Source organism: Stenotrophomonas sp. Steno-C17 (assembly GCF_056393165.1).
The window spans coordinates 123,621-149,812 of the sequence record NZ_JBWJPD010000012.1; the positions used below are offsets into that span (position 1 = coordinate 123,621).

Here is a 26,192-nt window from a genome sequence, read left to right on the forward strand (position 1 = left end):
GGCGCTTATCTCTTTGAAAAGCGCCCCGGGCGGGCGCCACTGCCATGTCCGAAGTCGCCAACGAAGCGTCGCGCCGCCGCACCTTCGCCATCATTTCCCACCCTGACGCCGGCAAGACCACGCTGACCGAAAAGCTGCTGCTGTTCGGGGGCGCGATCCAGATGGCCGGTTCGGTGAAGGGCCGCAAGGCCGCCCGCCACGCAACGTCCGACTGGATGGCGCTGGAAAAGGAGCGCGGCATCTCCGTCACTTCCTCGGTGATGCAGTTCCCCTACGAAGGCAAGATCGTCAACCTGCTCGACACCCCCGGCCACGCCGACTTCGGCGAGGACACCTACCGCGTACTGACCGCGGTGGATTCGGCGCTGATGGTGATCGACGTGGCCAAGGGCGTGGAAGAGCGCACCATCAAGCTGATGGAAGTGTGCCGCCTGCGCGACACTCCCATCATGACCTTCATCAACAAGCTCGACCGCGAGGGCAAGGACCCGATCGAGCTGCTGGATGAAGTGGAAACCGTGCTGGGCATCCAGTGCGCCCCGGTCACCTGGCCGATCGGCATGGGCCAGCGCCTGAAGGGCGTGGTGCATCTGCTGACCGGCGAAGTGCACCTGTACGAACCGGGCCGCAACTTCACCCGCCAGGATTCGACCATCTTCCCGTCCATCGATGCGCCGGGCCTGGCCGAAAAGATCGGCGCCCAGATGCTGGCCGAGCTGCGCGACGAACTGGAACTGGTGCAGGGCGCCAGCCACCCGTTCGACCTGGACGCCTACCGCGCCGGCAAGCAGACCCCGGTGTTCTTCGGTTCGGGCGTGAACAACTTCGGCGTGCAGCCGCTGCTGGATTTCTTCGTCGAGCACGCCCCCGCCCCGCAGGCGCGCGCCACCACCGGCCGCGAGATCGCCCCGCAGGAAAACAAGCTGACCGGCTTCGTGTTCAAGATCCAGGCCAACATGGACCCGCAGCACCGCGACCGCGTGGCCTTCATGCGCATCTGCTCGGGCCGTTTCAACGCCGGCATGAAGACCTTCCACGTGCGCACCGGCAAGGAAATGAAGCTGGCCAACGCGCTGACCTTCATGGCCAGCGACCGTGAAATCGCCGCCGAAGCCTGGCCGGGCGATGTGATCGGCATCCACAACCACGGCACCATTTCCATCGGCGACACCTTCACCGAAGGCGAAGCGGTCACCTTCACCGGCATTCCGAACTTCGCCCCGGAACTGTTCCGCCGTGCGCGCCTGCGTGATCCGCTCAAGCTGAAGCAGCTGCAGAAGGGCCTGGCCCAGCTGTCGGAAGAAGGCGCGACCCAGTTCTTCCGCCCGCTGACCAGCAACGACCTGATCCTGGGCGCGGTGGGTGTGCTGCAGTTCGACGTGGCCGCCTATCGCCTGAAAGACGAGTACGGCGTGGAAGCGACCTTCGAGCCGGTCAGTGTGACCACCGCACGCTGGGTCACCTGCAGCAATGAAAAGAAGCTGGAAGAGTTCCGCGAGAAGAACGCGCTGAACCTGGCCCTGGATGCGGCTGGCCAGCTGGTCTACCTGGCCCCGACCCGGGTGAACCTGCAGCTGGCGCAGGAACGCGCGCCGGACGTGCGCTTCTCGGCCACCCGCGAAGCCGCCCACACCGTCTCGGTGGCCTGACCGGCCGGGGTCGGATCCCTTTCCGCCAGGAAAGGGCTCCGACCCCAGCGCCACCTCCGTTCATCCACGCCATGCGTGGATGGGCGCCGGTTCACCCACCATACGGTGGCGGGGGTGCAAGCAACCGCCATCGCGGCGATGATAGGGGGGCTGCGGGTCCCCCTCCCCGCGAACCACGTCATCGCCATGTCCTCCACGACTGTTGCTTCCATCCGTGAAGAAATCGCCAGCGCCCTGACCCACGGGCTGGGCGCGGTCTTCGCGCTGGCCGCCGGCGCCGTACTGATCACCCTGGCCGCCATCTACGGCGACGGTTGGCAGCTTGCCAGCGCCATCGTGTTCGGTATCGCCCTGCTGCTGCTCTACACCGCGTCCACGCTCTACCACGCCATCCAGCACCCCACGGCCAAGGGCCGCCTTAAGGTGTTCGACCACTGCGCGATCTATGTGTTGATCGCCGGAACGTATACCCCGTTCACCCTGATCGGCCTGCGCGGCCCCTGGGGTTGGGGTCTGTTCACGGCCATCTGGGCGCTGGCCCTGGGCGGGGTGGTGTTCAAACTGTTCTACACCGGCCGCTTCAAGGCGCTGTCCACCGGCATCTACATCGCCATGGGCTGGCTGGTGATCGTGGCGATCAAGCCGATGTGGGCCTCCATCGACGGCAGCACCCTGGCCTGGTTGTTCGGCGGCGGCCTGTCCTACACGCTGGGCACGTATTTCTACCATCGCGAATCGATCCCCTATTCGCATGCGATCTGGCACCTGTTCGTGATCGGCGGCAGCGTCTGCCACTTCGTGGCCGTGACCATGCAGGTGCTGTAAGCACGCCCCTGCGTCCGTGGCCCTGTGCACACGGTGCACATGGGTGCTTCGCGCCCTGTCCACGATGACAGGGCAACCATGGGCGCGTGAATACCGCCCCAGCCCCTGCCGCGCGTCCCCACCGTCGCTGGCGCCTGCGCCGCCCCGGCCGCCGCGGCCAGCGCTGGCTGGCCGCGCTGTTGTTCCTGCTGACCGCCCTGCTGCTGCTGCTGGCGCTGTGGGACTGGAACTGGTTCAAGGGCCCGGTGGAGCGCGCGGTGCAGGCACGTACCGGACGCGCCCTGCATATCGGCAATCTGGACGTGGATCTGGGCCGCGTCACCACCGTGCGCGCCGACACGATCTCCTTCGCCAATGCGACCTGGGCCAAGCAGCCGAACATGGCCAGCGCCGATCGCGTGGAGATCGACGTGCGGGTCTGGCCCCTGCTGCGGGGCAGCGTGCAGCTGCCCGAAGTGCGCCTGACCCGTCCCGATGTGCTGCTGCAGACCGCCCCCGGTGAAGGCGACCCGGGCAACTGGGATTTCCTCGGTGACAGCAGCGGTGGCACGCCCCCGCAGTTGCAGCGGCTGTTCATCGACGATGGCCGCCTGCAGTTTTCCGATGTGCGGGGCCGCACCGATATCCGCCTGAACGTGCGCAGTGGCCAGCCGCACCAGGGCGACGCGGCACCGCCGCTGCGGGTGTCCGGCAAGGGGCGCTGGCAGGGCAATGCATTCACCCTCAGCGGTGGCACCGAATCGCCCCTGCAGCTGACCGACAGTGCCCATCCCTTCCGCATCCATCTGGATGGCCGTGCCGGTGCCACCCACGCGGTGGCCAGCGGCACGCTGACCAATCCATTCGCCCTGCAGCTGTTCGACCTGCAGTTCGCCCTCAGTGGCCAGGACCTGGCCGACCTCTACCCGCTGCTGGGCATCGCCATTCCTCCGTCGCCCCCGTATGCGTTGAACGGCCGCCTGAAGCGCGACCACAACGTGTGGCGCTACGAGCGCTTCACCGGCAAGGTGGGTGACAGCGACCTGGGCGGCAACCTGCAGTTCGAAGTGGGCCGCGAACGGCCGCGGCTGACCGCCACGCTGGAATCGCGCCGCCTGGACTTCGACGATCTGGCCGGCTTTGTCGGCGCTCCGCCCAGGACTGGCAGCGGCGAAACCGCCAACGCCGAGCAGAAGGCCGAAGCCGCGCAGGTAGCGGCCAGCAGCCGGGTGTTGCCGGACGCGCCTTACAACCTGGGAAAGCTGCGCGCGATGGATGCCGACGTGCGCTGGAAGGCGCACCGCATCAACGCGCCGTCATTGCCGCTGGATGACATGGACGCGCACCTGCTGCTGGACGACGGCGTACTGCGGCTGGACCCGCTGAACTTCGGCGTGGCCGGCGGCGATATCCGCAGCACGATCCGTATGGATGCGCGCCAGCCACAGATTGCCACCTCGCTCAAGGCCAGCGTGCGTGGCGTGCAGCTGGGGCATCTGTTCCCCGATGCGAAGCTGGCCGAGCAGGCCAAGGGTGGCATCAGCGGCCAGATCGACCTGAGCGGCCGCGGCAATTCCATCGCCGCGATGCTGGGGGGCAGCAGCGGCGACGTGGGCGTGGCGATGGGCCGCGGCCACGTCGGCAACCTGGTAATGGAGCTGGCTGGCCTGGACATCACCGAATCGGTGAAATTCCTGTTCACCGGTGACCGGCAGATTCCGCTGCGGTGTGCCTTCGCCGATTTCGGCGTGCGCGATGGGCTGATGACCAGCCGCGCGCTGGCGGTGGACACCACCGACACCATCGTCATTGGCGAGGGCACCGTGAGCCTGCGCGATGAGTCGCTGGACCTGCTGCTGCGGCCGCGCCCGAAAGACAAGAGCATCCTGGTGCTGCGCTCGCCGCTGCGCATCGGCGGCACCTTCAAGGATCCATCGTTCCGCCCGGACTTCAAGGCACTGGGCCTGCGCGGTGCAGTGGCGTTGGCGCTGGGCAGCATTGCCCCGCCCGCCGCGCTGCTGGCCACGATCGAGACCGGCCCGGGCAAGGACGCCAACTGCGGTGGGCAGTACGCGAAGTAAGAGCGGTTGTTCGCGGCGCCGCTGTTGATCTTGGTTGGAGTGGGGCGGGTGGGCCAGTCAGGACACGCCGTAAACCCATCCATGGGGGCTCGTAGGCGCCTTGCTCGTGCGCGCTGTCCTTCGCGCACGGCAAGACCGGGGTTGGGCGTCCTGCCCAACCCGCCCGAGGCATGCCTCGGGCCCCTGGCGCCTGCGGTCCTGCCTGGCCCACCCGCCCCACTCCCGACAGTTTCCAGCGCGCGGAACGAGAGCGGAAAATCAAAATCAAAATCAAAATCAAAAGCTGTGCCAACCAAGGTTGGCACCTACCAGAAGCGGATGATTGGCAGAAACGGATGATCGGCAGAAGCGGGTGGTCGGCAGAAGCGGATGATTGGCACTGAAACGCACCGCGCTCGCAGGGACGTGTCCTGAGGCGGAGGGCATGGCCGTGCAGGACCGTAGGCGCCAAGGACGGCGCCTACGAGCTACATGGACGTATTTACCGCGTGTCCTGCACGGCCATGCCCTCCGCCTCCCCACGCATCAGCAAGGCGCTGCTCTGAAGCTCTGGCTCTGGCTCTGGCCCTGGCTCTGGCTCCGGCTCTGGCTCGAAAAGCGGGCCGGCGGGCTGCAAGCCCGCCAGCGAAAAACTACCCCGCCACGATGTACTGCTGCAGATGATCCAGCTCGCGCCGCTGCGCATCGATCACCGACTTCACCAGATCGCCGATGGAAATCACCCCCAGCACCTGCCCGCCTTCAACCACCGGCAGATGGCGGATACGGTAATCGGTCACCAGCTGCAGGCAGTGCTCCACCTGCTCGCCCGGCGAAACAGTCACCACCTGCGCGGTCATGATCTCCGCCACCGCGGTATCGCGCGAGGAGCGGTCACGCAGCACGATCTTGCGCGCATAGTCGCGCTCGGAAAGGATGCCAACCAGCCGCGGGCCGTCCATCACCAGCACCGCACCGATGCCTTTGTCGGCCATCAGCCGGATCGCATCGATCACCGCCGCGCCAGGCGCGACTGCATGTACTTCAGGGGACTTGCCGTCCAACAGTTGCCGTACCGACGTCATCTGCCTGCCCTCCCAGGGTGGGTTGCAGGGCCGATTCTGCCACGCCCGGCGCCAACCACGCGTCAACCAGATACAGCGGCCGCTGCTTGGACTCCTCGTACAGCCGCCCCAGGTATTCGCCGATCAGCCCCAGAGCGATCAGCTGCACCCCGCCCAGGAACAGGATCACCGCCATCATCGTCGGCCAGCCGGCCACGCGGTCACCGTACAGGGCCGCCTTGACGATCACCCACAGGCCGAACACGAACGCCACCGCCGCCGTCGCCAGCCCCAGGTAGGTGGCCGCACGCAACGGTACGGTGGAAAAACCGGTGATGCCTTCCAGCGCGAAGTTCCACAAGCGCCACAGGCTGAACTTGCTGGTGCCGGCCAGGCGCGCATGCCGGTGGTAGGGCACGGCCACCCGGCGGAAGCCCACCCAGCTGAAAAGCCCCTTCATGAACCGATGGCGTTCGCGCAGTTCGCGCAATGCGCCCAGCGCGCGCGGCGACAGCAGGCGGAAATCGCCGGTGTCGGCCGGAATCGGCGTTGGCGACAGGCGCCCGATCACGCGGTAGAACAGCGCCGCCGTGGTCCGCTTGCTCCAGCTTTCACCGTCGCGCACCAGCCGGGTGCCGTAGACATTGTCAAACCCTTCGCGCCAGCGCGCCACGAACTGCGGCACCAGCTCCGGCGGATCCTGGCCATCGGCGTCCAGGATCATCGCGGCGCCTTCGCGCACCTGGTCCAGGCCGGCGGTCAGCGCCGCCTCCTTGCCGAAGTTGCGCGACAGGCGCAGTGCCGACACCCGCGCATCCACGGCAGCCAGCCCGCTGATCACCGCCCAGGTGTCATCGCTGCTGCCATCGTCCACGTACAACACATGACCGTCGACGTCGGCCAGGCCGTCGAGCACCGCACACAGGCGCGGGTGCAGCTGCGGTAACGCAAGCGCTTCGTTGTGGGCGGCAATGACGAACGTCAGGCGGTCACGATTCATGCCCGGATTGTACGTCGCAGGCACGCCTGCGGCCCGTCGCTGCACTACTCCTGCAGATACCCCGCCCCACCCAGCTGCCGGGCCTGGCGCTGGATCCACGCCGCGCGCCGCTGCACGTAGGGGCCCGGCTTGGCCGCGTTGTAACGCCGCGGTGCCGGCAGCACGGCCGCCAGGCGGGCACTTTCTGCCGGGCTCAGGCGAGCGGCATCCTTGCGCCAGAAGGTCTGCGCCGCCGCCTGTGCGCCATAGACGCCATCACCGAACTCGGCGATGTTGGCGTACATCTCCAGGATGCGCTGCTTGGGCCAGAACGCTTCGATCAGCACCGTGTACCAGACCTCCAGGCCCTTGCGTACCCAGCTGCGGCCCTGCCACAGGAACAGGTTCTTGGCCACCTGCTGGCTGATCGTGCTGGCGCCGCGCAGGCGGCCACCGCGCGCGTTGTGGTCACGCGCCTTTTCAATGGCCTGCAGGTCGAAGCCATTGTGGTCAGGGAAGCGCTGGTCTTCGGCAGCTACCAGCGAGATGGGCAGGCTGGGGGCCATCTGGTCCAGGTCACGCCACTGGTAATGCAGGCGATACGACCAGTCGGCCTGGCCCAGGGCTTCGCCGTAGCGCCACAGCATGACCGTGGACAGCGGCGGGTCGATGAAACGCAACACCAGCACCTGCAGGCAGCTGAACCCCACAAACAGCACCGGCAGCCACAGCAGCTGCCGCCAGCGCCAGCGGCGCCGCCGTGCGACCGGGCCGGCCGCCACCTTGTCCTGCTCTCCCCCTGCCCCCATTACTGGTGCATCCTTCTTCTATCTGGTTGTCGGCGCATTATCCGGCAACCGCCCCTGTTTCCGCGCGATGTGAGCCGATGACCGCCCAATCCGATTCCCTGATCCGTTTCCTGCTGCCCGACGCCGGCGTCCGCGGCGTGCACGTGCGCCTGCACGCCACCTGGCAGCAGATCCTGTCCCACGCGGTCTATCCGGACAACGCCGCTGAACTGCTGGGCCAGGCCGCCGTGGCCTCGGCGCTGTTCACCGGCCACACCAAGGTCGACGGCCGCCTGTCGATCCAGCTGCGCAGCAACACCGCCCTGCGCGCCCTGTTCGCCGAATGCACCGCCGCCGGCACCCTGCGCGGCATCGCCCAGCTGGCCGAAGGGGGCGATGCGCCACGCGACCTGTCCACCCTCGGCGAGGGCGCCCTGCTGGCCATCACCATTGAAAACCCGGGCCTGGACCCGCGCGAACCGCAGCGCTACCAGAGCCTGGTCGGCCTGAGCGCGGCCGAGCTGGACGAGGCCTTCGAAGACTACTTCCAGCAGTCCGAGCAGCTGCCGACCCGCCTGCTGCTGTCGGCCGACCGCGACGGCGCCAGCGGCCTGCTGCTGCAGAAGCTGCCCGGTGACGAAGGCGACGATGATGGCTGGGCGCGCACCAGCGCGCTGTTCGAGACGCTGGGCAAGGCCGAGCTGCTGGCCACCCCGGCCGAAGACCTGCTGCACCGCCTGTTCCACGAAGAGAAGCCGGTGCTGGTGGGCGAAAAGCCGTTGTCCTTCGCCTGTTCCTGCTCGCGCGAGCGGGTCGCGGCCATGCTCGAATCGCTGGGCGAGGAGGAAGCCCGCGCGGCCGCCGAGGACACCGGCGCGGTGGAAGTGCGTTGCGAATTCTGCGGACAGGAGTATCACTTTCCGTTGACGGAGTTCGGCATACTGTTCCACGGTGCCGAGGGGAATGTACCGGCGCCTGAACGGCTTCAGTGAAACAGGCAGGTCTTGTGTTCTGGGGAGGATCAAGGCTTGTTAAGAATTCATAAACGCCCTAGGATCGAGTTCCCGCCCCAGCGGGAACTTTCGTCGTCCGCCCCTGTCTGAACTGGTCCGATGCGTACCTTCCTGCGTCTACCGCTGGCCCTGCTGATCGCCCTTGGCGCGATCACGGGCGCGCATGCGCAGAGCAAGGACACCCGCACCGTCATTCCGGTCTGGAACAAGGGCAGCGGCAAGGTCGAAGCTCTGCTGTACCTGGAACCCACCGGCGAACAGGCGGCAGGTGCGCGCTGGCACTTCGGCCGCAACTCGCTGGATGCCGCCTTCGGTCTGTCCTCGGGCGATTCGCTGGGCCTGCTCTGCAACAGCAGCAGTGGCACCAGCATCAGCGGCCTGGCCAGTCATTGCATGCTGGCCAGCCTCGGCGATGAAGACGATGCGATCGGTGCCAACAACCGTCGCTTCACCGGCACGGCCGCGCTGAACCGCGGCAGCAACCGTCTGGGCATCACCGCCGGTACCGGCCGTGAAACCCTGCCGGCTTGGTTGGCTTCGCCGAACAAGACGCCTTCCCTGCGCGCCGAACAGAACGACCTGACCGTCTTCGCCCAGCGCAACATCGGCCGTGAGGGCTTCGTGTCGATCGCCGGTACCTACGCCAAGGCGCGTCTGGTGCCGCTGGCCGATGCCGCGCCGGCCATCGTCGACCGCTGGGACAGCAAGAGCCTGAGCCTGGGCGCCGGCTACGGCAATTTCAGTGGCAGCATCATCGGCCGCGTGGTCGACGTCCCCGGCAAGCCCGGCAAGTGGGAAGGCCTGGGCATCGGCCTGACCTGGCGCACGCCGTGGTCGGGGCAGCTGACCGTGGGTGCGGAAAACGTGATCAGCCGTGGCAAGAATCCGTTCTCGCCCCGCAACGAGAGCAACGACGACGGCACCGTGCCGTACGTGCGCTACGAACAGGATCTCTGATCCCAGCCGGGCCGGACGATCCGGCCACGCCAATGCATTCAAGCCAAGGGGCGCCTCGCGGTGCCCCTTTCTGTTTCTGCGTGCGTCGCTGCCGCGCCTTGCAACCCGCACTTGTTACACACGGATACATCATGACATATATCAATTGAAAATTTTTTTTCCAGGTGAACGGGGCCGGTGTACCCCGCGTGAACTTCAGGCAATTTCAAGTCATTGAAATAACTGAAAATATTTTGACTGAAAGCAAAACTGAGACAATTATTAACACAGCTTTAATTTTCTCCAGAGGCTCGTTACTATCGGTTCAGCCTTGCGTTTTTTGGCACCCACTTTTGGGAGCCGTCGCACAGGCACTACCCCAGCCAAGATTTCCTTGGAGAGAGAGAGCCAATGAATTTCAAGTCCAACAAGCTGCGCGATGCGGTTGTCATCGCGCTGGTCGCCGGTGCTTCCGTCGCGACTGCCCACGCCCAGGAGGCGACCGGTGCGACCAACCTGGATCGCATCCAGGTCACCGGTTCGCGCATCCGTTCGGTTGACCTGGAAACCCAGCAGCCGGTCCTGACCCTGAGCCGCGAAGCGATCCAGCAGACCGGCCGCACCAACGTGGCCGAAGTGCTGCAGCAGATCGCCACCAACGGTGCAGCGATCAACACCCAGTTCAACAACGGTGGCGACGGCTCGGCCGGCGTCGACCTGCGCAACCTGGGTTCGCAGCGCACCCTGGTGCTGGTCAATGGCCGTCGCTGGGTGCAGGCCCTGGACGGTACCGTCGACCTGAACACCATCCCGACCGCCATCGTCGAGCGCATTGAAGTCCTGAAGGACGGCGCCTCCTCGATCTACGGTTCGGACGCGATCGCCGGCGTGGTCAACATCATCACCCGCGACAACTTCAACGGTGGCGAAGCGCACGTCTACTACGGCCAGTTCAGCAAGGGTGACGGCGAACGCCAGGCCCTGGACCTGACCCTGGGCAGCAGCAACGACCGCAGCAGCCTGGTGTTCGGCGCGAGCTACGTGAAGGAAAAGGCCGTGATGGCCGGCGCGCGCAAGATCTCGGCTGACCCGGTGTACAGCCTGGGTGCGTCGCAGTACAGCGGCCAGACCGCTTCGGGCGGTTTCTGGGACATGACCATCGATGGCGTCGGCACCGACGACTACGATGCGTGGAGCACGCTGGCTGGCAGCGAGGACGAAGCCACCGCCGACCGCGCCGGTCTGGTGCGCAGCGTTGTGAACAATGATGCGGACGGCCGCAATCTGGCCAACTACCACTCGTTCACCAACGCCGACCGCTACAACTACGCCGCCGACAACTACCTGCGTACCCCGCAGGAACGCAAGTCGATCTACATCCAGGGCCGTTATGACCTGACCGATTCGATCGCGCTGCGCACCGATGCCCTGTACAACCAGCGCACCTCGGCCCAGCAGCTGGCCGGTTACCCGCTGAGCGCGGGCAGCTACCTGGGCGGTGACCAGGGCCTGTCGGCCGACAGCTACTACAACCCGACCAACGGCACTGCCAACGCGCGCGAACTGAACTGGAACCGCCGCCTGGTCGAGCAGGACCGCTTCTACGAACAGGACGTCAAGACCTTCCATTGGTACGGTGGTCTGGAAGGCTCGTTCGAAGTGGCCGGCCGCTACTTCAACTGGGATGCGGGCGCCAGCTACAACGTGTCCGACCAGGTCGATACCCAGATCGGCGACGTCAACATGGGTAACCTGTACGCCGCCACCGGCGCGTCGTTCATGGATACCGATGGCGTGGTCAAGTGCGGTGCCCCGGGCGCCGTGATTGCTGGCTGCGTGCCGTTCAACCCGTTCAGCAGCGCCGGCAACATGCCGCAGGACCAGCTGGACTACATCCTGTTCAACGCCAAGGACAAGTACCAGAACAAGTCCAAGTCGTTCACCGCCAACCTGTCCGGCGACATCGTCGAACTGCCGGGCGGCATGATGGGCTTCGCCGCCGGTGTCGAACGCCGCAAGGAATCGGGCTACGACATGCCCGACGCCTTCGTCTCGGCCGGCCTGAGCTCGGGCAACGCCCGCCAGCCGACCTCCGGTTCGTACGACCTGACCGACGTCTACCTGGAACTGGCCGTGCCGCTGCTGAAGGACCTGCCGGGTGCCAAGTCGCTGGAATTCAGCGCCGCCACCCGTCGTTCGGACTACAGCAACTTCGGTGACACCATCAACAGCAAGTTCGGCTTCAAGTGGAAGCCGATCGAAGACGTGATGGTCCGCGGTAACTGGGCCGAGGGCTTCCGCGCCCCGTCGATCTCCAACCTGTTCGGCGGCGCCAGCCAGTCCTACGACACCTACGGCGATCCCTGCTCCAGCGACAGCCCGTACATCGGCACCGCCGCCGTGGCCGCCCGCTGCGCCGCGGCTGGCATCTCGCCGGCCTACACCCAGCGTGACGGCTACAACAGCCAGACCGCCTACCCGTTCGAGTGGACCTCCAACGAAGGCCTGAAGCCGGAAACCTCGACCTCCAAGAGCCTGGGCATCGTGTTCAGCCCGAGCTTCGTGCCCGGCTTCGACGTGTCGCTGGACTGGTGGAAGATCAACATCAAGGACGTGATCAGCCGCCCGACCGTGGGCTACATGCTGAACCAGTGCTACGTTGAAGGTAACAGCGGCTGGTGCGACGTGGTGGCCAACTCGGGCATCACCCGCAACGCGCTGGGCGACATCACCTACTTCGCACGCTCGCTGCAGAACCTGGGTGAGCTGGAAGTGGAAGGTTACGACCTGACCATGCGCTACCAGCTGCCGGATACCCGCTTCGGTTCGTTCTCCTTTGTGTGGGACAGCGTCTACATGAGCAAGTACCGCACCAAGGCGACCCCGGAATCGGAATGGGATCCGTCGGAAGTGGGCCTGTACTCGCAGAGCGCACCGACCTGGCGCATCCGTTCGAACCTGACCACCACCTGGACCTACGGTGACTTCGGTGCCAGCTGGACCGTGCGTTACTTCTCGGGTCTGGAAGAAGACTGCGCCTACCCGGGCGTGGCCAACCTGTGCAGCAACCCGGACCGCATCGGCCGCGACGGCGCAGTGGATCCGCGCAACCACCTGGCGGCGACCACCTACCACGACCTGCAGCTGCGCTACAACCTGCCGTGGAACGGCACCGTGTCGGTGGGCGTGAACAACGTGTTCGAGAAGGAACCGCCGGTGGCCACCCAGGCCTTCGCCAACTCCTTCGACTACCAGTACGACACCCCGGGGCGCTACATGTACATGGAGTACCGTCAGCGCTTCTGATCGAGGCCTGTTCGTAGCGTAAAACACCAGGACGGGGCCCTTCGGGGCCCCGTTTCTGTTTCTGTTCCTTGCAACGCGCGACGAAAAAGGCCGTGGCAATGCCACGGCCTTTGGCCAGCGCCTGTCGACCCTTCCGGGATCAGCCGTTCGGGATCAGTGTCTCGATCAGATGCTCGACATAGGCCTCGAAGTCTTCGCGCGCCTGCTTGGGCTGCTGCAGCTGCAACGACAGCTGCAGGAAACCGACATAGGCGGCGTAGGCCAGCCGCGCGCGATGGCGGGCATCGGTGGAACTCAGCCCTGCCTGGCGGAACGAGGCGACCAGGTAGTCCAGTCGACGCTGCGAAACGCGGTCGATCACCGGCCGCACCATCGGATGGTCCAGCGCCTTCAACAGCTCGCTGTAGATGATGTGCGGCTGCACTTCGTGGGCCACCATCTGGAACAGCTGGCGCAGGCGTGCGCGCGGGTCAGGCACATCTTCCAGACTGCCGAACACCTGTTCCTGCTCGAACAGTTCCCAGCGTTCCAGCGCCGCCTGCAGCAGCGCGTCGCGCGAGGGGAAGTGCCAGTAGAAGCTGCCCTTGGTAACGCCAAGACGGCGCGCCAGCGGCTCCACCGCGACGGCGCCCACGCCTTGTTCAGCAATCAGGTCGAGGGCCGCCTGGGCCCAGTCTTCGGCACTCAGGCGGCTGTTGCGGCCGGCGCGCGGTTCGCCGGCAGAAGCGTCAGGTTGATTCATGGGCTGATTTAACCATACGCCGGGGTTCGTTGCAGTATGCCGTTGCGCCAGTAACCGTCTTTCCCCCCGCCAACGGGCGTTCCGCAGCGCACCATACCCAGCAGTATTGACTTCCGCCACGGCCGATCCATACTATCAAGTATGGTCACACCCTCTGCCGCTGCCGCGTACACCGATCTGCGCCTGGAGGCCGCCCATGGCGCCCATCTGGCTGCCACTGCCAACCACAGCGGACGGCGCGGTCGGGTGCTGTTCGCACATGGCTTCGGCCAGACCCGCCACGCCTGGAATACCACCGCCCGCGCTCTGTCCGCCGCCGGTCTGCAGACCTTGGCCTACGATGCGCGCGGCCACGGCGATTCGGACTGGAACGCGGCCGATGTGCCCTATCACGGCGAACAGTTTGCCGATGACCTGATCGTGCTGGCCGGCGAACAGCCGCGCCCGCCGGTGCTGGTGGCCGCTTCGATGGGCGGGCTGTTCGGCCTGCTGGCCGAAGCGCGCTGGCCCGGCCTGTTCTCGGCCATGGTGCTGGTGGACATCACCCCGCGCTGGGATACCGCCGGCGTGGAGCGCATCCTGGCCTTCATGACCGCCCACCCCGACGGTTTCGCCTCGCTGGCACACGCGGCCGATGTGATTGCCGGCTACCTGCCGCACCGCCCGCGCAAATCCGAAGCGTCGTTGCGCGCATTGCTGCGCGAGGACGGCCACGGCCGCTGGCGCTGGCACTGGGACCCGCGGCTGGTGGCCGAACTGGCCCGCGACAGCGAACAGCACCAGGGCGCGCTGGCCGAGGCCGCGCGCCAGGTGAAATGCCCGCTGCTGCTGGTCAGTGGCGGTCGCAGCGATCTGGTCACGCCACAGACCGTGGCCGAGTTCCTGGCATTGGCGCCGCATGCGCGCCACGTACAGTTGCCGCAGGCCACGCACATGGTCGCCGGTGATGACAACGACGCCTTTACCGCTACTGTGTTGGACTATCTGGACGTGTTGCCTGCGGTGGATGCCGCAGCTTCGTCCGTCACAAACGAGCACGTCACCGGAGCACGCTCATGAGCATCGTTCTTCCCTTCCTCGCCCTGCTGCTGGCAGGCGCGTTCGTCGCCTACCACCGCATGCGGCTGGTTACCTGGACGCTGATCAGCGTGGCCCTGCTGGCCATCTGCTGGTTCGTGCCCTACGTGAACCAGACCGCCACGATCGTGGCCGCTGCCGTGCTGGCCGTGATTGCCGTGCCGCTGCTGCTGCCGTTCATCCGCAAGCCGCTGCTGACCGGCCCGATGATGAAGGTGTTCCGCAAGGTGCTGCCGCCGCTGTCGCAGACAGAGCGCATCGCACTGGAAACCGGTTCGGTCGGTTTCGAAGGCGAGCTGTTCACCGGTGATCCGGACTGGAACATCCTGCTGAACTACCCCAAGCCGCAGCTGACCGCTGAAGAACAGGCCTTCCTGGATGGCCCGGTCGAAGAACTGTGCACGATGGTCAACGACTGGGAAATCACACATGTCCACGCCGACCTGCCGCCGGAACTGTGGGCCTTCATCAAGAAGAACAAGTTCTTCGGCATGATCATCCCGAAGGAATATGGCGGCCTGGGCTTCTCCGCGCTGGCCCACCACAAGGTGATCCAGAAGCTGGCCTCGGTGTCGTCGGTGGTCAGCTCCACCGTGGGCGTGCCGAACTCGCTGGGCCCGGGTGAACTGCTGGTGCATTACGGCACCCAGGAACAGAAGGACCAGTACCTGCCGCGCCTGGCCGATGGCCGCGAAGTGCCCTGCTTCGGCCTGACCGGCCCGTTCGCCGGCTCCGACGCCACCTCCATTCCCGACTACGGCATCGTCTGCAAGGGCGAGTGGAACGGCGAGCAGGTGCTCGGCGTCAAGCTGACCTTCGACAAGCGCTACATCACCCTGGCCCCGGTCGCTTCGCTGATCGGCCTGGCCTTCCGCATGTACGACCCCGATGGCCTGATCGGCGATACGCGCGATATCGGTATCACCCTGGGCCTGCTGCCGCGCGACACCGCCGGCGTTGAAATCGGCCGTCGCCACTTCCCGCTGAACTCGACCTTCCAGAACGGTCCGATCAAGGGCAAGGATGTGTTCATCCCGCTGACCCAGCTGATCGGTGGCGCGGCCATGGCCGGCAAGGGCTGGAACATGCTCAACGAGTGCCTGGCCGTGGGCCGCTCGATCACCCTGCCCTCCACCGCCAGCGGCGGTGCCAAGGCCGGTGCCGCTGTGACCGGCGCCTATGCCCGCATCCGCAAGCAGTTCGGCCTGTCGGTGGGCCGCTTCGAAGGCGTGGAAGAAGCACTGGCCCGCATCGGCGGCAAGGCCTACAAGATCAGCGCGCTGTCGCAGGCCACCGCTGCCGCGGTTGACCGTGGTGACGTGCCGTCGGTGCCCTCGGCCATCGCCAAGTACCACTGCACCAACATGAGCCGTGAAGTGATTTCGGACATGATGGACGTGATCGGCGGCAAGGGCATCATCCTGGGGCCGCGCAACTTCGCCGGCCGCAGCTGGCAGGCCGCGCCGATCGCGATCACCGTGGAAGGCGCCAACATCATGACCCGCAGCCTGCTGATCTTCGGCCAGGGTGCGATCCTCTGCCACCCGTGGGTGCTGAAGGAAATGAAGGCCGCGCAGGATCCGGACACCCGTGCCGGCCTGCAGGACTTCGACCGCAGCCTGTTCGGCCACATCCGCTACGGCATTTCCAATGCGGTGCGCTCGTTCTGGTTCGGCCTGACCGGCGCCCGCTTCGGTGGCGCCCCGGGCGACGCCTACACCCGCCGCTACTTCCGCAAGCTGGACCGTTACTCGGCCAACCTGGCACTGATGGCCGACATCTCGATGATGACCCTCGGCGGCAAGCTGAAGTTCAAGGAATCGCTGTCCGGCCGCCTGGGCGACGTGCTGAGCCATGTCTACATGACCAGCGCCATGCTCAAGCGCTACCACGACGAAGGCGCACCGCAGGCCGACCAGCCGCTGCTGGCCTGGGCCTTCCATGACAGCGTGCACAAGATCGAGGAATCGCTGTCGGCCGCCCTGCGCAACTTCCCGATCCGTCCGATCGGCTGGCTGATGTGGGCCCTGATCTTCCCGCTGGGCCGTCGTGCCGAAGCCCCGGGCGATCGCCTGAGCCGTCGCGTGGCCGCCCTGCTGATGGCCCCGAACGAAGCCCGCGACCGTCTGGCCAGTGGCGTGTTCCTGACCCCGTGCGAGAACAACCCGGGTGGCCGCATCAACAGCTACCTGAGCAAGGCGATCATGGCCGAGCCGGTGGAGCGCAAGTTCCTGAAGGCGCTGAAGAGCAAGGGCATCGAGGCGCTGGACTTCAAGGCGCAGCTGGACGAGGCCGTGGCCGAAGGCGTGATCACCCAGGACGAGCGCAGCCTGCTGGAAGAACTGCGCACGCTGACCCTGGACACCATCACCGTGGACGACTTCGACACCCACGAACTGCGTGCGGCCAGCTACTACGACCGCCAGCACAAGGACCCGCATTCGCAGGCGGCTTGATCGCCTGGAACATGCGGACATGAAAACGGCGGGCTTCGGCCCGCCGTTTTTTTTGTGCACCGCCCTCGTAGAGTCGAGCTTGCTCGACTGGGGTGCCCCAGAAGCAGTCGAGCAAGCTCGACTCTACCAAGCCATCACGCCGGCACGAACCACCAGGCCACCGCGGCCAGCACCGCCGGCACCGCCTGGATGAAGAAGATCCGCTTGTTCACGCTCCAGGCGCCATAGCAGCCGGCCACGATCACGCAGCCCAGCGAGAAGTTCACCAGCATCGGCAGGTGGTCGAACAGGCCCCAGAACAGCCCGGCAGCCAGGAAGCCGTTGTACAGCCCCTGGTTGGCCGCCAGCACGCGGGTGATCTCGGCCTTCTCAGGCGTGTTGCGGAACGTCTTCAGGCCCAGCGGACGGGTCCACAGGAACATTTCCAGCACCAGGAAATAAACGTGCAGCAGGGCGACCAGCAGGGTCAGGGCGAGTGCGATCCAGTACATGGGCGGTTCCTTGGATGGATGGATGGGGATGGGGTCAGAGCCCTCTCCGTGGGAGAGGGATCCGACCCCGCGCGGCTCAGCGGTCGCGCGGCAGCTTCTTCTCTTCGCGCAGCACGCCGAACGCGGCGGCGGTCATGCAGGCCGCTGCCAGGATGCCGCCCACGAATACCACGTGCGAACCGAACAGCGACAGCGCCTTGTGTACCCAGGTGAAGCTGAGGTCGGCGCCGCGGTACACCACCGTGTCGATGGCGGCACCGGCCTTGTAGCGCCACTGGCGGTCCACGCGGGTGTAGATCGTCTCGCGCGCAGGCTTGAACAGCGAGAACTCGCTGGCGCGGGTCATCACCTGCACCACCGCCACCATCATCGGCAGTGGCGAGGCCGCCAGCACCGAGAACCCGATCAGGATGGCGAATGCGGGAATCAGCAGCGCCGGTGCGATGCCATGGCGCGACAGCAGCCAGCGGGTCAGGCTGAGCTGCAGCAGCAGCGTCAAAGCGTTGACCGCCAGGTCGATGCGCGAGAAGAACGCCGTGCTGGCGGCCGGGTCGGTGAACGCAGCACGCACGATGCTGGCCTGCTGGTTGTACAGCAGCGTGCCGACCCCCACGCCGAACACCACCAGCACGGCCAGCCAGCGCAGCAGCGGTTCGCGCACGATCAGCTTCAGCCCGTCCAGCACACTGCCACCCATCGGCGTTTCACCGGACACCAGCTGCTGCTCGCGCTCGCGCAGCACCGCCCAGTGCCGCAGCCGCCAGATGCAGAACAGGCACACCACCAGGAAGCCGGCCGAGACCAGCATCAGGTTGGCGATGCCGACCCGCTGCGCCAGCGCACTGGTGATGATCGGCCCCAGGAACGCGCCCACGGTGCCGGCCGCGCCGATGTAGCCGTACCAGGCACGCGCCTGGACGTTGCTGAACACATCGGCCATGAAGCTCCAGAACACCGCCACCGCGAACAGGTTGAACACCATCACCCACAGGAAAAAGGCCATGCCCCGCCCCGGCACCCCGCTGTCGAACAGCGCGTAGAAACCGAGCAGGGTGACGATGAAGAAGCCATACACCACCGGCAGGAACACCCGCCGCGGGAAACGGCTGACCAGCCAGCCATAGACCGGCTGCAGCACCAGCATGATCAGGAATACGCAGGTGAACAGGAACTGCAGGACGAAGTCCTTCAGGGCAATGCCGTGGCTGGCGAACCAGCCGATCAGCAGCGGTGGGAACACCGTTTCCAGATCGGCCGAGGCAGCCATTGCCTCGCGCACCGGGCGCAGCACGTAGTAGCCACTGAGCAGGCAGAAGAAATACAGGAACGACCACCACAGTGCGGGCGATTCGCGCAGGGCCGCGACCAGACCGCGCAGGGCACCTTTGTTGCCGGCCGCGGTCACGCGGTTCCCCTCGCCTGCGAACGGCGGTTGGACAGCAGCATGGCAGGCTCCGGGGCGATGGAGCGCGTACGTTAGCCAATGCACTGCAACATCGCCAGCCGGGGGCCGCGCAGCCTGCAGAACCAAGCGTTGCAGCCCCCTCGCCGCCACCTGCGGCAACGTACGAAATGCGCGTCAAAAATCCAACTTTTTCAACGAGATGCGCATTCATCTTCGCTTTGTTTGTGCACAGGCGAAAAGCAGCGCTAGAATCGACCACAGCAGTCGCGCACGGGTCACCTTCGATGAAAAAGAACAGCCTGCGTCGTCCGATCCGATCGGCGGCCACTGGTTTGCTGGGCATGCTCATGCCCGTTGCCTTGTCCACCACTGCGCAGGCTCCGCCGCCGCTGCCACCGCTGCCGGCCAACATCGAAGGCCACAGCGTCGCCCATACCCAGCCGGCCGCGTACCGCACCGGGCTGGTGCCGCAGGTGCAGCTGCCGGCCGCCGGTTTCAACGTGGCAAACATCGAATCGATGGCACAGCAGCTGACCTACGGCGAGCGCGTGCCGGGCATGGCCGTGGCCATCGTGCAGGGTGGCCGGGTGATCAGCGCGCGCGGCTACGGCGTGACCGATGTCAACAATCCCCTGCCGGTCGATGCGCACACCGTGTTCCGCCTGGCCTCGCTGTCCAAGGCCTTCGCCGGCACCATGGCCGGTCTGCTGGTGAACGATGGCACCCTGCGCTGGGACAGCAAGGTGACCGACTACGTGCCCGGTTTCCGGCTCAATTCGCCCGAAGCCACCGACCGCCTGACCGTGGCCGATGTGCTGAGTCACCGCGTGGGCCTGCCCTACAACGCCTACGACCGCGACATCGAAGGCAACGCCGAGTACTACACGCTGACCCAGAAGCTGGCCAACACCAGCCTGAAGTGCCTGCCGGGTGACTGCTACGCCTACCAGAACGTGGCCTTCAGCCTGATTGGCGACGTGGTCTATGCCGCCTCGGGCAGCTTCTATGAGCAGTCCGTGGAGCGCCGCATCTTCAAACCGCTGGGCATGAACGATGCCAGCATGGGCCTGGCCGGCATCCAGGCCAGCTCGCGCTGGGCGCGTCCACACGTGCGCAGCCGCAACGGCTGGGTATCGCTGACGCCGAAGCCGACCTACTACCGTGTGGCCCCGGCAGCAGGCGTGAACGCCAGCGCCAGCGACATGGCGCAGTGGCTGCTGGCCCACACCGGCCACCGCCCCGACGTGCTGCCGGCGCCGCTGCTGGCCACGCTGCATTCGAGCCTGATCAACACCCCGGGCGAGATGCGTTCGGGCTGGCGCCGCGAGCGCCTGCATTCGGCCGGCTACGCGCTGGGCTGGCGCACGTTCGACTACGCCGGCCACGACGTGGTGTTCCATGCCGGCGCCGTGCAGGGTTACCGCGGCCTGGTGGCCCTGGTGCCCGAACGCGACCTGGGCATTGCGATCATGTGGAATGGCGAAAGCAGCCTGCCCAGCGGCCTGCTGCCGACCGTGCTCGATTCGGCGTTGGGCCTGCCCGCCCAGCGCTGGCTGGACGTGGATACCGACTTCGGCAGCGACAGCCTGATGGCCGAGGGCGCCGCCCCGGCGCAGGACAAGCGCAAGGGCAAGGGTGCGTCGAGCAATCGTGCGGTGGCCTCGCCGCGCTGATCGGGCGCGCTGCTGCGTGTATACAGAGGGCGGCCTGCGGGCCGCCCTTCTTGTTTCTGTAGTGTCGAGCCATGCTCGACTGCCCCGGCTTCGTAGCGTCGAGCTTGCTCGACTGCTCCGGCTTCGTAGAGTCGAGCTTGCTCGACTGCCCCGGCTTCGTAGAGTCGAGCTTGCTCGACTGCCCCGGCTTCGTAGAGTCGAGCTTGCTCGACTGCCCCGGCTTCGTAGAGTCGAGCTTGCTCGACCGCCCCGGCTTCGTAGCGTCGAGCTTGCTCGACTGCCCAGCGAAGCAGTCGAGCATGGCTCGACTCTACATAGGCGGTGAAGCAGTCGAGCAAGCTCGACTCTACATAGGCGGTGAGGCAGTCGAGCAAGCTCGACTCTACAAGGCGGGGTCAATGCGCGAAGTAGTGCATGCCGCCATCCACCGGAATCACCGCGCCGGTGATGTAATCCGCCAGCGGCGACGCCAGGAACGCGACCAGCGGCGCCACATCCTCCGGCTCGCCGAAACGCCCGATGGGAATGTGGCGGTCGATGAACGCGCGCCGGCTGTCTTCGGTGGGATGCAGCCGGCCCAGAACCTGCGCGCTGTTGATGCGCCCCGGCGCGATCGTGTTGACCGTGATCCCCTGCGCGGCCACCTCCGATGAAAGCCCCTTGCCCCACAGGTGCAGCGCGGCCTTCGCCGCCGTTGCCGCGTTCACTGCTCGCGGCTCCATCGAGCCGCTGAAGTTGATCACCCTCCCCCAGCCGTGCGCCTGCATGCCGGGCAACAGCGCCTGGGTCAGCCGCCGCGACGCCGAGAAGTTGAGTGACATCGCTTCCTCCCAGACCGCTTCGTCGGCATCCAGCGAGGTCGGCCGAGCACCACCTGCAGCGTTGACCAGAATGTCCACGTGCCGCAGCGCGGCTTGCGCCCCAACGGCGATACGCGCCACCTGCGCCGCGTCGGTGAGGTCGCCTGGCAGGATCAGCGGCGGCGGCACCCCATCGGCTGCGATCTGCGTTGCCAGCGCGTGCAGCGGCTCCTCCCGCCGCGCGCTGATCGCGATGCGTACACCAAGCGCCGCCAACTGTCGCGCGACGGCGGCGCCGATGCCGCTGCCTGCGCCGGTCACCAGCGCGGTACGTCCTTCAAGGTTCAGATTCATGGCTTCTCGGGTCTACGGAGCCGGTCCATCCGGCACATGCAGCTCATGCTCATTGATCACCACTGATTGATAAACTCCGCCCAGGTTTCATCATTCAGAACCCGGAGTGTCAGATGAACCTGCTGGAGAGCATGCAGGTCTACGTTCTGATCGTGGACAAGGGCAGCCTCAGCGCTGCTGCCGCCGCCATGGACATCTCGGCCACCATGGCCGGCAAGCACCTGCGCGCACTGGAAGCGCGACTGGGCATGCAACTGCTGAGCCGCACCACCCGCCGCCAGCGCATGACGCCGTTCGGCGAGGACTACTACGCCCGCTGCAGAGACATCCTGCGGCTGGTGGAAGAGACCGATGCACAAGCCGCGCACCAACAGTTGGCGCCCGCCGGCAGCCTGCGCATCAGTGCGCCGGTGATCTTCGGAACGCATGCGCTGGTACCCGCCCTCGCCGAGTACATGCGGCGTCATCCGCAGGTGCGGGTGGAGGCTAGGCTGAGCGATCGCGTGGTCGACCTGGCCGAAGAAGGCTTCGAGGCCGCGCTGCGGATCGGCCCCTTGGCCGACAGCGACACACTGGTGGCACGGCCGCTGACGCCGTATCGGTTGATGATGTGTGCGGCGCCGTCCTACCTCGCCCGCCATGGCAGGCCGCGCACTCTGCCCGAACTGGCAACGCACCAATGCCTGTCGTTCGACCCCAGCGCGCTGGCACAGTGGCTGCAGGACGATGCCGGCCGACTCGAACGTATCGCCGCTGCACGCCTGCAGATCAACAATGGCGAAGCACTGCGTGCAGCGGCACTGCAGGGCCTGGGCATCGTGCTGCAGTCGACCCTGCTGCTTGCGGCGGATGTGGCGGCGGGGCGCCTTGTGCAGCTGTTCCCGCAACATGGGCAGGCGGGTCGCCCGATGCACGTGGTCCATGCGCACGATCGCTACCCGTCCACCCGCCTGCGCAGTTTTGTCGAATTCCTGGTGGAGCGGTTTCCGCCTCTGCCCCCCTCGTAGAGTCGAGCTTGCTCGACTCACCAGCAAAGCAGTCGAGCATGGCTCGACTCTACAACGGCGGTGAGGCAGTCGAGCATGGCTCGACTCTACAAAGGCGGTGGCGCAATCGAGCAAGCTCGACTCTACGAGGGCGGCGCGGGCGCGCGCGCATAAAAAAACCCCCTCCCTGCTGGGCAACAGGGAAGGGGTTTCAGGATACGGCGATCGGGATAGTACTTAGATCAGCGGTGCCGGGGTGGCCGGCAGAGCGACCGGAGCGGCCTTCTTCTTGCGGGCGGCCGGCTTGCGCTTGGCAACCTTCTTCACCGCCTTCTTCGGGGCGGCCTTCTTGGTGGCCTTCTTCGCGGTCTTCTTCACTGCCTTCTTGGCAGTCTTCTTGACGGCCTTCTTCACCGCCTTCTTGGCGACCTTCTTGGCCGGCTTGCGGGCGGTGGTCTTCTTGGCGGCCTTCTTGGCAGTCTTCTTCACTGCCTTCTTGGCGACCTTCTTGACGGCCTTCTTCGCGGTCTTCTTCGCCGGCTTCTTGGCTACCTTCTTCGCCGCCTTCTTCACTGCCTTCTTCGCAGTGGTCTTCTTGGCGACCTTCTTGGCGACCTTCTTCACCGCCTTCTTTGCCGTTGCCTTCTTCGCGACCTTCTTCACTGCCTTCTTGGCAGCGGCCTTCTTCGCGACCTTCTTCACCGCTTTCTTGGCGGCGGGCTTCTTTTTCGCAGCTTTCTTGGTTGCCATGGGATGGCTCCTCGTCAGTGATAGGGAGTTGAAACGCCCAGGTGGATCAAACCCGCAAATGCTGCGTGCGGGGACCGCCGGCGCGTCAGGCGCGCCGTTACGGATGCGGCAATGTCGGCCTCGGTCGGCGGGGCGGACATCGGAAAGGAAGGTGCCTTGCGTTTCTCCGGGGGAAGCGGGGCCCTGTCCACCGTCATGACGATCGCGGTGGTCTGGAAGGGATTGCTTCGCATCGGACGATTGATTCTGCGCACTCGGTTGGGCAGGCAAGGTCTGCTGAGGCGAAACCTAATCACGGTTTTTTTTACTGTCAACAACCCCCGCGAAAAATTTTCACATCGCCGTGCCCTGCGGACGCGCCCGCTGCCGGCTCTGCAGCACCCGCCGCATGCCCGTTCGAGCGCTGCAACGCGGTGCGACGGCGCGCGCGTCGATCGACACGTTGAATAAAAAACACTTGAAATAAGCACTCTGCGTTGATAGGAGGCGGCCGGCGCAGCATGTGCGCACGGTCGTCGTCGCGACCGCGCAATGGCCGCAGGCGCTCTCGAAACAGACCCGCAACGGGGGCAAAAACTTTTCACATCCCGGCGCAGCTTCGCGGGGGTGGAAACACGGATTTGCGCAAAACTGCGCAAGCCCGAACGCGTCCTTCGAGACGGCCACGCGCACCCGGCACACGCACCTTCGGTCCTGGCCGACACAGGTGCAGAAACAAAAACGGCCACCCGAGGGTGGCCGTTCTTGTCTGCGCAAAACCAGGACTCAGTGGTCCTCGTCTTCCAGCGCTTCGGCGTAGGCGTCCGGATCCAGCAGCTCGTTGAGCTCCTCGGCGTTGGACAGCTCGACCACGAACATCCAGCCTTCGCCGTAGGCATCTTCGTTGATGGTTTCCGGCTTGTCGGCCAGTGCCGAGTTCACCTCGACCACCTTGCCGCTGATCGGGCTGTAGACGTCCGAAGCCGCCTTCACCGATTCGACCACGGCGATCTGCTCGCCGGCCTTGGCGTCGGCGCCGACTTCGGGCAGTTCGACATAGACCAGGTCACCCAGCAGGCCCTGGGCGTGGTCGGAAATACCAACGGTGACGCGGCCATTGCCTTCGACGCGGGCCCACTCGTGGGACTTGAGGAACTTGAGGTCGCCGGGGATCTCGCTCATGGAACTGCTCCAGGAATACAGGGGTGTGGAAAGAACGGGGCTAGTGTAACCAACCGGCCGCCACTGCTGTCAGTGACGACCGGCACGTTCGCATCACGCGTCGACCAGCACGCCCGGTTGGGCCTGGCCTTCGCGCACGAACGGGAACTTGACCACGCGCACCGGCACCTGGCGGCCGCGGATGTCCACGGTCACCTGGCCCAGTTCACCGGCCGGTACGCGGGCGAACGCGATGCCCTTGGCCAGCGTCGGCGAGAAGGTGCCGGACAGGATTTCGCCCTGGCCGCTGGCGGTGGTGACGGACTGGCCGTGGCGCAGCACGCCCTTCTCGTCCATCACCAGGCCGATCATCTGCCGCGCGTCGCCGCGGGCCTTCTGCGCCTCCAGCACATCGCGACCGATGAAGTCGCGACCTTCATCCAACGACACGGTCCAGGCCAGTGCGGCTTCGTACGGGCTGATCTCCTCGTCCATGTCCTGGCCGTAGAGGTTCATGCCCGCTTCCAGCCGCAGCGTGTCACGCGCGCCCAGACCGGCCGGCTTCACCCCGGCGTCGATCAGGCGGTTCCAGAAAGCGACCACCGCGTCCTGCGGCAGCAGGATTTCGAAGCCGTCCTCGCCGGTGTAGCCGGTGCGGGCCAGGAACAGGTCAACGACATTGTCGGCCTGCACCTGCTGTGCTGCGAAGCGGCCCAGCTTGGCCACTGCGGCGCGGTCTGCCTCGGCCACCAGGCCGCTGACCCGGTCGCGGGCCTGCGGGCCCTGCACGGCCAGGATGGCCAGGTCGGGGCGCTGTTCGACGCTGACGCCGAACGCGGCGGCCTGCTCGCGCAGCCAGGCCAGGTCCTTTTCGCGGGTGGAGGCGTTGACCACCATGCGGAAGAAGTCGTCGGCCAGGTAGTAGACGATCAGATCGTCGATCACGCCACCGCGGGCGTTGAGCATGCACGAGTAGAGCGCCTTGCCCGGTGCCTTCAGCTTGTCGATGGAGTTGGCCAGCAGGCGGCGCAGGAACGGCTTGACCTGTTCACCACGCAGATCGACCACGGTCATATGGCTGACGTCGAACACGCCGGCTTCGCGGCGCACCAGATGGTGTTCGTCCAGCTGCGAGCCGTAGTGGATGGGCATGTCCCAACCCCCGAAATCGACCATCTTGGCGCCGAGGGCGCGGTGGGTATCGTTGAGCAGCGTCTTCTGGGTCATGACCGGGTCCGGCAGCAGAGGAAACAAGAACGCGCATTATCCCAGATCGGTCGGCGGCAGGCGTGCCGCAGCGCAGCGGGGGGGGGGGGGTTGGCCGGCCTGCGGCCGGCGGCGCTTTCTACACGCCAGAGCCACGGCCAAAGCCAGAGCAGTTCGGCTCTGGGTTGTTTCGGCTTGGGCGGGTCGGTGTGGGTGCGCGGGGGACGCCGTGAATCCGTCCGTGGAGGCTTAGCCGCGCCATCCATGGCGCGGATACCCCCGCGCACCCACACCGACCCACCTTTCCGGGTTCACCGGGGACGGACGGCAAAGGCAAAGGCAAGGGCAAGAGCGGAATGGGATGTCGATATATATATGGAGAGGGGTCGGAGCCCTTTCCTGCGGAAAGGGATCCGACCCCGGGCGAGCGCTTTTGCTTTTTGCTTTTTATTTCTTTTCCGTGGGCTGGACGCGCACGGAAACTGTCGGGGGTCGGGCGGGTTGGGTTCGCGG

Annotated in this window: 20 protein-coding genes; 10 read left to right on the forward strand and 10 right to left on the reverse strand. The window is 66.0% G+C overall.

Going from position 1 to position 26,192, the window contains the following annotated elements:
* The first annotated feature begins 44 nt into the window (after nt 1–44).
* The 3 genes from AC06FA_RS12695 (at nt 45) to AC06FA_RS12705 (ending at nt 4,534) form a co-directional block, all read left to right on the forward strand.
* A complete protein-coding gene (locus tag AC06FA_RS12695) occupies nt 45–1,649 on the forward strand; it encodes a peptide chain release factor 3 (protein ID WP_478068616.1) in 1,605 nt (534 codons plus the stop codon).
* A 186-nt stretch (nt 1,650–1,835) separates the two neighbouring features.
* Nucleotides 1,836–2,474: a PAQR family membrane homeostasis protein TrhA gene (trhA, locus tag AC06FA_RS12700; RefSeq protein ID WP_478068617.1), complete on the forward strand. Its 639-nt coding sequence runs from the start codon at nt 1,836–1,838 to the stop codon at nt 2,472–2,474.
* Between the two features lie 86 nt (nt 2,475–2,560).
* Nucleotides 2,561–4,534 carry an AsmA family protein gene (locus tag AC06FA_RS12705; protein ID WP_478068618.1) on the forward strand — a complete coding sequence of 658 codons (1,974 nt, stop codon included), beginning with the start codon at nt 2,561–2,563 and terminating at the stop codon, nt 4,532–4,534.
* Nucleotides 4,535–5,166: 632 nt separating this feature from the next.
* Here AC06FA_RS12705 and AC06FA_RS12710 read toward each other — a convergent pair.
* Genes AC06FA_RS12710 through mtgA form a run of 3 tightly spaced genes read right to left on the reverse strand, consistent with a single transcriptional unit; the run spans nt 5,167 to nt 7,365 of the window.
* Nucleotides 5,167–5,598: a CBS domain-containing protein gene (locus AC06FA_RS12710; protein WP_312707620.1), complete on the reverse strand. Its 432-nt coding sequence runs from the start codon at nt 5,596–5,598 to the stop codon at nt 5,167–5,169.
* Nucleotides 5,558–6,577 (reverse strand): glycosyltransferase family 2 protein, encoded by a 1,020-nt coding sequence (locus AC06FA_RS12715; RefSeq protein ID WP_478068619.1) that lies wholly within the window; start codon nt 6,575–6,577, stop codon nt 5,558–5,560. Before AC06FA_RS12715 ends, AC06FA_RS12710 begins: the two co-directional genes overlap by 41 nt.
* A 44-nt stretch (nt 6,578–6,621) precedes the next feature.
* Nucleotides 6,622–7,365, reverse strand: a complete 744-nt coding sequence (mtgA, locus tag AC06FA_RS12720) for a monofunctional biosynthetic peptidoglycan transglycosylase (RefSeq protein WP_478068620.1) — start codon at nt 7,363–7,365, stop codon at nt 6,622–6,624.
* Between the two features lie 77 nt (nt 7,366–7,442).
* On the opposite strand from mtgA, the gene hslO reads away from it, so the two are divergent.
* The 3 genes from hslO to AC06FA_RS12735 all read left to right on the forward strand — a co-directional run bounded on the left by hslO (nt 7,443) and on the right by AC06FA_RS12735 (nt 12,599).
* Nucleotides 7,443–8,336: an Hsp33 family molecular chaperone HslO gene (gene hslO / locus AC06FA_RS12725; RefSeq protein WP_478068621.1), complete on the forward strand. Its 894-nt coding sequence runs from the start codon at nt 7,443–7,445 to the stop codon at nt 8,334–8,336.
* 120 nt (nt 8,337–8,456) lie between these two features.
* Nucleotides 8,457–9,314, forward strand: a complete 858-nt coding sequence (locus tag AC06FA_RS12730) for an XOO1806 family protein (RefSeq protein WP_478068622.1) — start codon at nt 8,457–8,459, stop codon at nt 9,312–9,314.
* Nucleotides 9,315–9,704: 390 nt separating this feature from the next.
* Nucleotides 9,705–12,599, forward strand: coding sequence for a TonB-dependent receptor domain-containing protein (locus tag AC06FA_RS12735; RefSeq protein WP_478068623.1), 2,895 nt, complete (start codon nt 9,705–9,707; stop codon nt 12,597–12,599).
* Nucleotides 12,600–12,738: 139 nt separating this feature from the next.
* On the opposite strand, the gene AC06FA_RS12740 is transcribed toward AC06FA_RS12735, so the two are convergent.
* Complete coding sequence (locus tag AC06FA_RS12740; protein ID WP_079222832.1) at nt 12,739–13,341, reverse strand: TetR/AcrR family transcriptional regulator; 603 nt, start codon at nt 13,339–13,341, stop codon at nt 12,739–12,741.
* 141 nt (nt 13,342–13,482) lie between these two features.
* On the opposite strand from AC06FA_RS12740, the gene AC06FA_RS12745 reads away from it, so the two are divergent.
* Both AC06FA_RS12745 and AC06FA_RS12750 read left to right on the forward strand, forming a co-directional pair.
* The gene (locus tag AC06FA_RS12745) at nt 13,483–14,400 is read left to right on the forward strand and encodes an alpha/beta fold hydrolase (RefSeq protein WP_478068624.1); all 918 of its coding nucleotides are present in this window, start codon (nt 13,483–13,485) and stop codon (nt 14,398–14,400) included.
* Nucleotides 14,397–16,874 (forward strand): acyl-CoA dehydrogenase, encoded by a 2,478-nt coding sequence (locus tag AC06FA_RS12750; RefSeq protein WP_478068625.1) that lies wholly within the window; start codon nt 14,397–14,399, stop codon nt 16,872–16,874. The genes AC06FA_RS12745 and AC06FA_RS12750 overlap by 4 nt, the downstream gene beginning before the upstream one ends.
* A gap of 134 nt (nt 16,875–17,008) precedes the next feature.
* Here the strand turns inward: AC06FA_RS12750 and AC06FA_RS12755 are convergent, their stop codons facing one another.
* Together AC06FA_RS12755 and AC06FA_RS12760 are read right to left on the reverse strand one after the other, a co-directional pair.
* Nucleotides 17,009–17,365, reverse strand: a complete 357-nt coding sequence (locus tag AC06FA_RS12755) for a DUF1304 domain-containing protein (protein ID WP_108753874.1) — start codon at nt 17,363–17,365, stop codon at nt 17,009–17,011.
* A 76-nt stretch (nt 17,366–17,441) separates the two neighbouring features.
* A complete protein-coding gene (locus AC06FA_RS12760; RefSeq protein WP_478068626.1) occupies nt 17,442–18,770 on the reverse strand; it encodes an NTP/NDP exchange transporter in 1,329 nt (442 codons plus the stop codon).
* A 284-nt stretch (nt 18,771–19,054) separates the two neighbouring features.
* On the opposite strand from AC06FA_RS12760, the gene AC06FA_RS12765 reads away from it, so the two are divergent.
* Nucleotides 19,055–20,443 (forward strand): serine hydrolase domain-containing protein, encoded by a 1,389-nt coding sequence (locus tag AC06FA_RS12765; RefSeq protein ID WP_478068627.1) that lies wholly within the window; start codon nt 19,055–19,057, stop codon nt 20,441–20,443.
* Between the two features lie 395 nt (nt 20,444–20,838).
* Here AC06FA_RS12765 and AC06FA_RS12770 read toward each other — a convergent pair whose 3' ends face one another.
* Entirely contained in the window at nt 20,839–21,597 is a 759-nt protein-coding gene (locus tag AC06FA_RS12770) for an SDR family NAD(P)-dependent oxidoreductase (protein ID WP_478068628.1), read from the reverse strand.
* Nucleotides 21,598–21,710: 113 nt separating this feature from the next.
* Here AC06FA_RS12770 and AC06FA_RS12775 point away from each other — a divergent pair, with 113 nt between their 5' ends.
* A complete protein-coding gene (locus tag AC06FA_RS12775) occupies nt 21,711–22,604 on the forward strand; it encodes a LysR family transcriptional regulator (protein ID WP_478068629.1) in 894 nt (297 codons plus the stop codon).
* A 216-nt stretch (nt 22,605–22,820) separates the two neighbouring features.
* Here the strand turns inward: AC06FA_RS12775 and AC06FA_RS12780 are convergent, their stop codons facing one another.
* From AC06FA_RS12780 to gcvT, 3 genes are all read right to left on the reverse strand, one after another.
* Nucleotides 22,821–23,333, reverse strand: coding sequence for a hypothetical protein (locus AC06FA_RS12780; RefSeq protein WP_478068630.1), 513 nt, complete (start codon nt 23,331–23,333; stop codon nt 22,821–22,823).
* 765 nt (nt 23,334–24,098) lie between these two features.
* On the reverse strand, nt 24,099–24,494 hold the full coding sequence (gene gcvH / locus AC06FA_RS12785; protein WP_108750797.1) for a glycine cleavage system protein GcvH: 396 nt from the start codon (nt 24,492–24,494) through the stop codon (nt 24,099–24,101).
* Between the two features lie 93 nt (nt 24,495–24,587).
* Complete coding sequence (gene gcvT / locus AC06FA_RS12790; RefSeq protein ID WP_478068631.1) at nt 24,588–25,700, reverse strand: glycine cleavage system aminomethyltransferase GcvT; 1,113 nt, start codon at nt 25,698–25,700, stop codon at nt 24,588–24,590.
* Nucleotides 25,701–26,192: the final 492 nt, after the last annotated feature.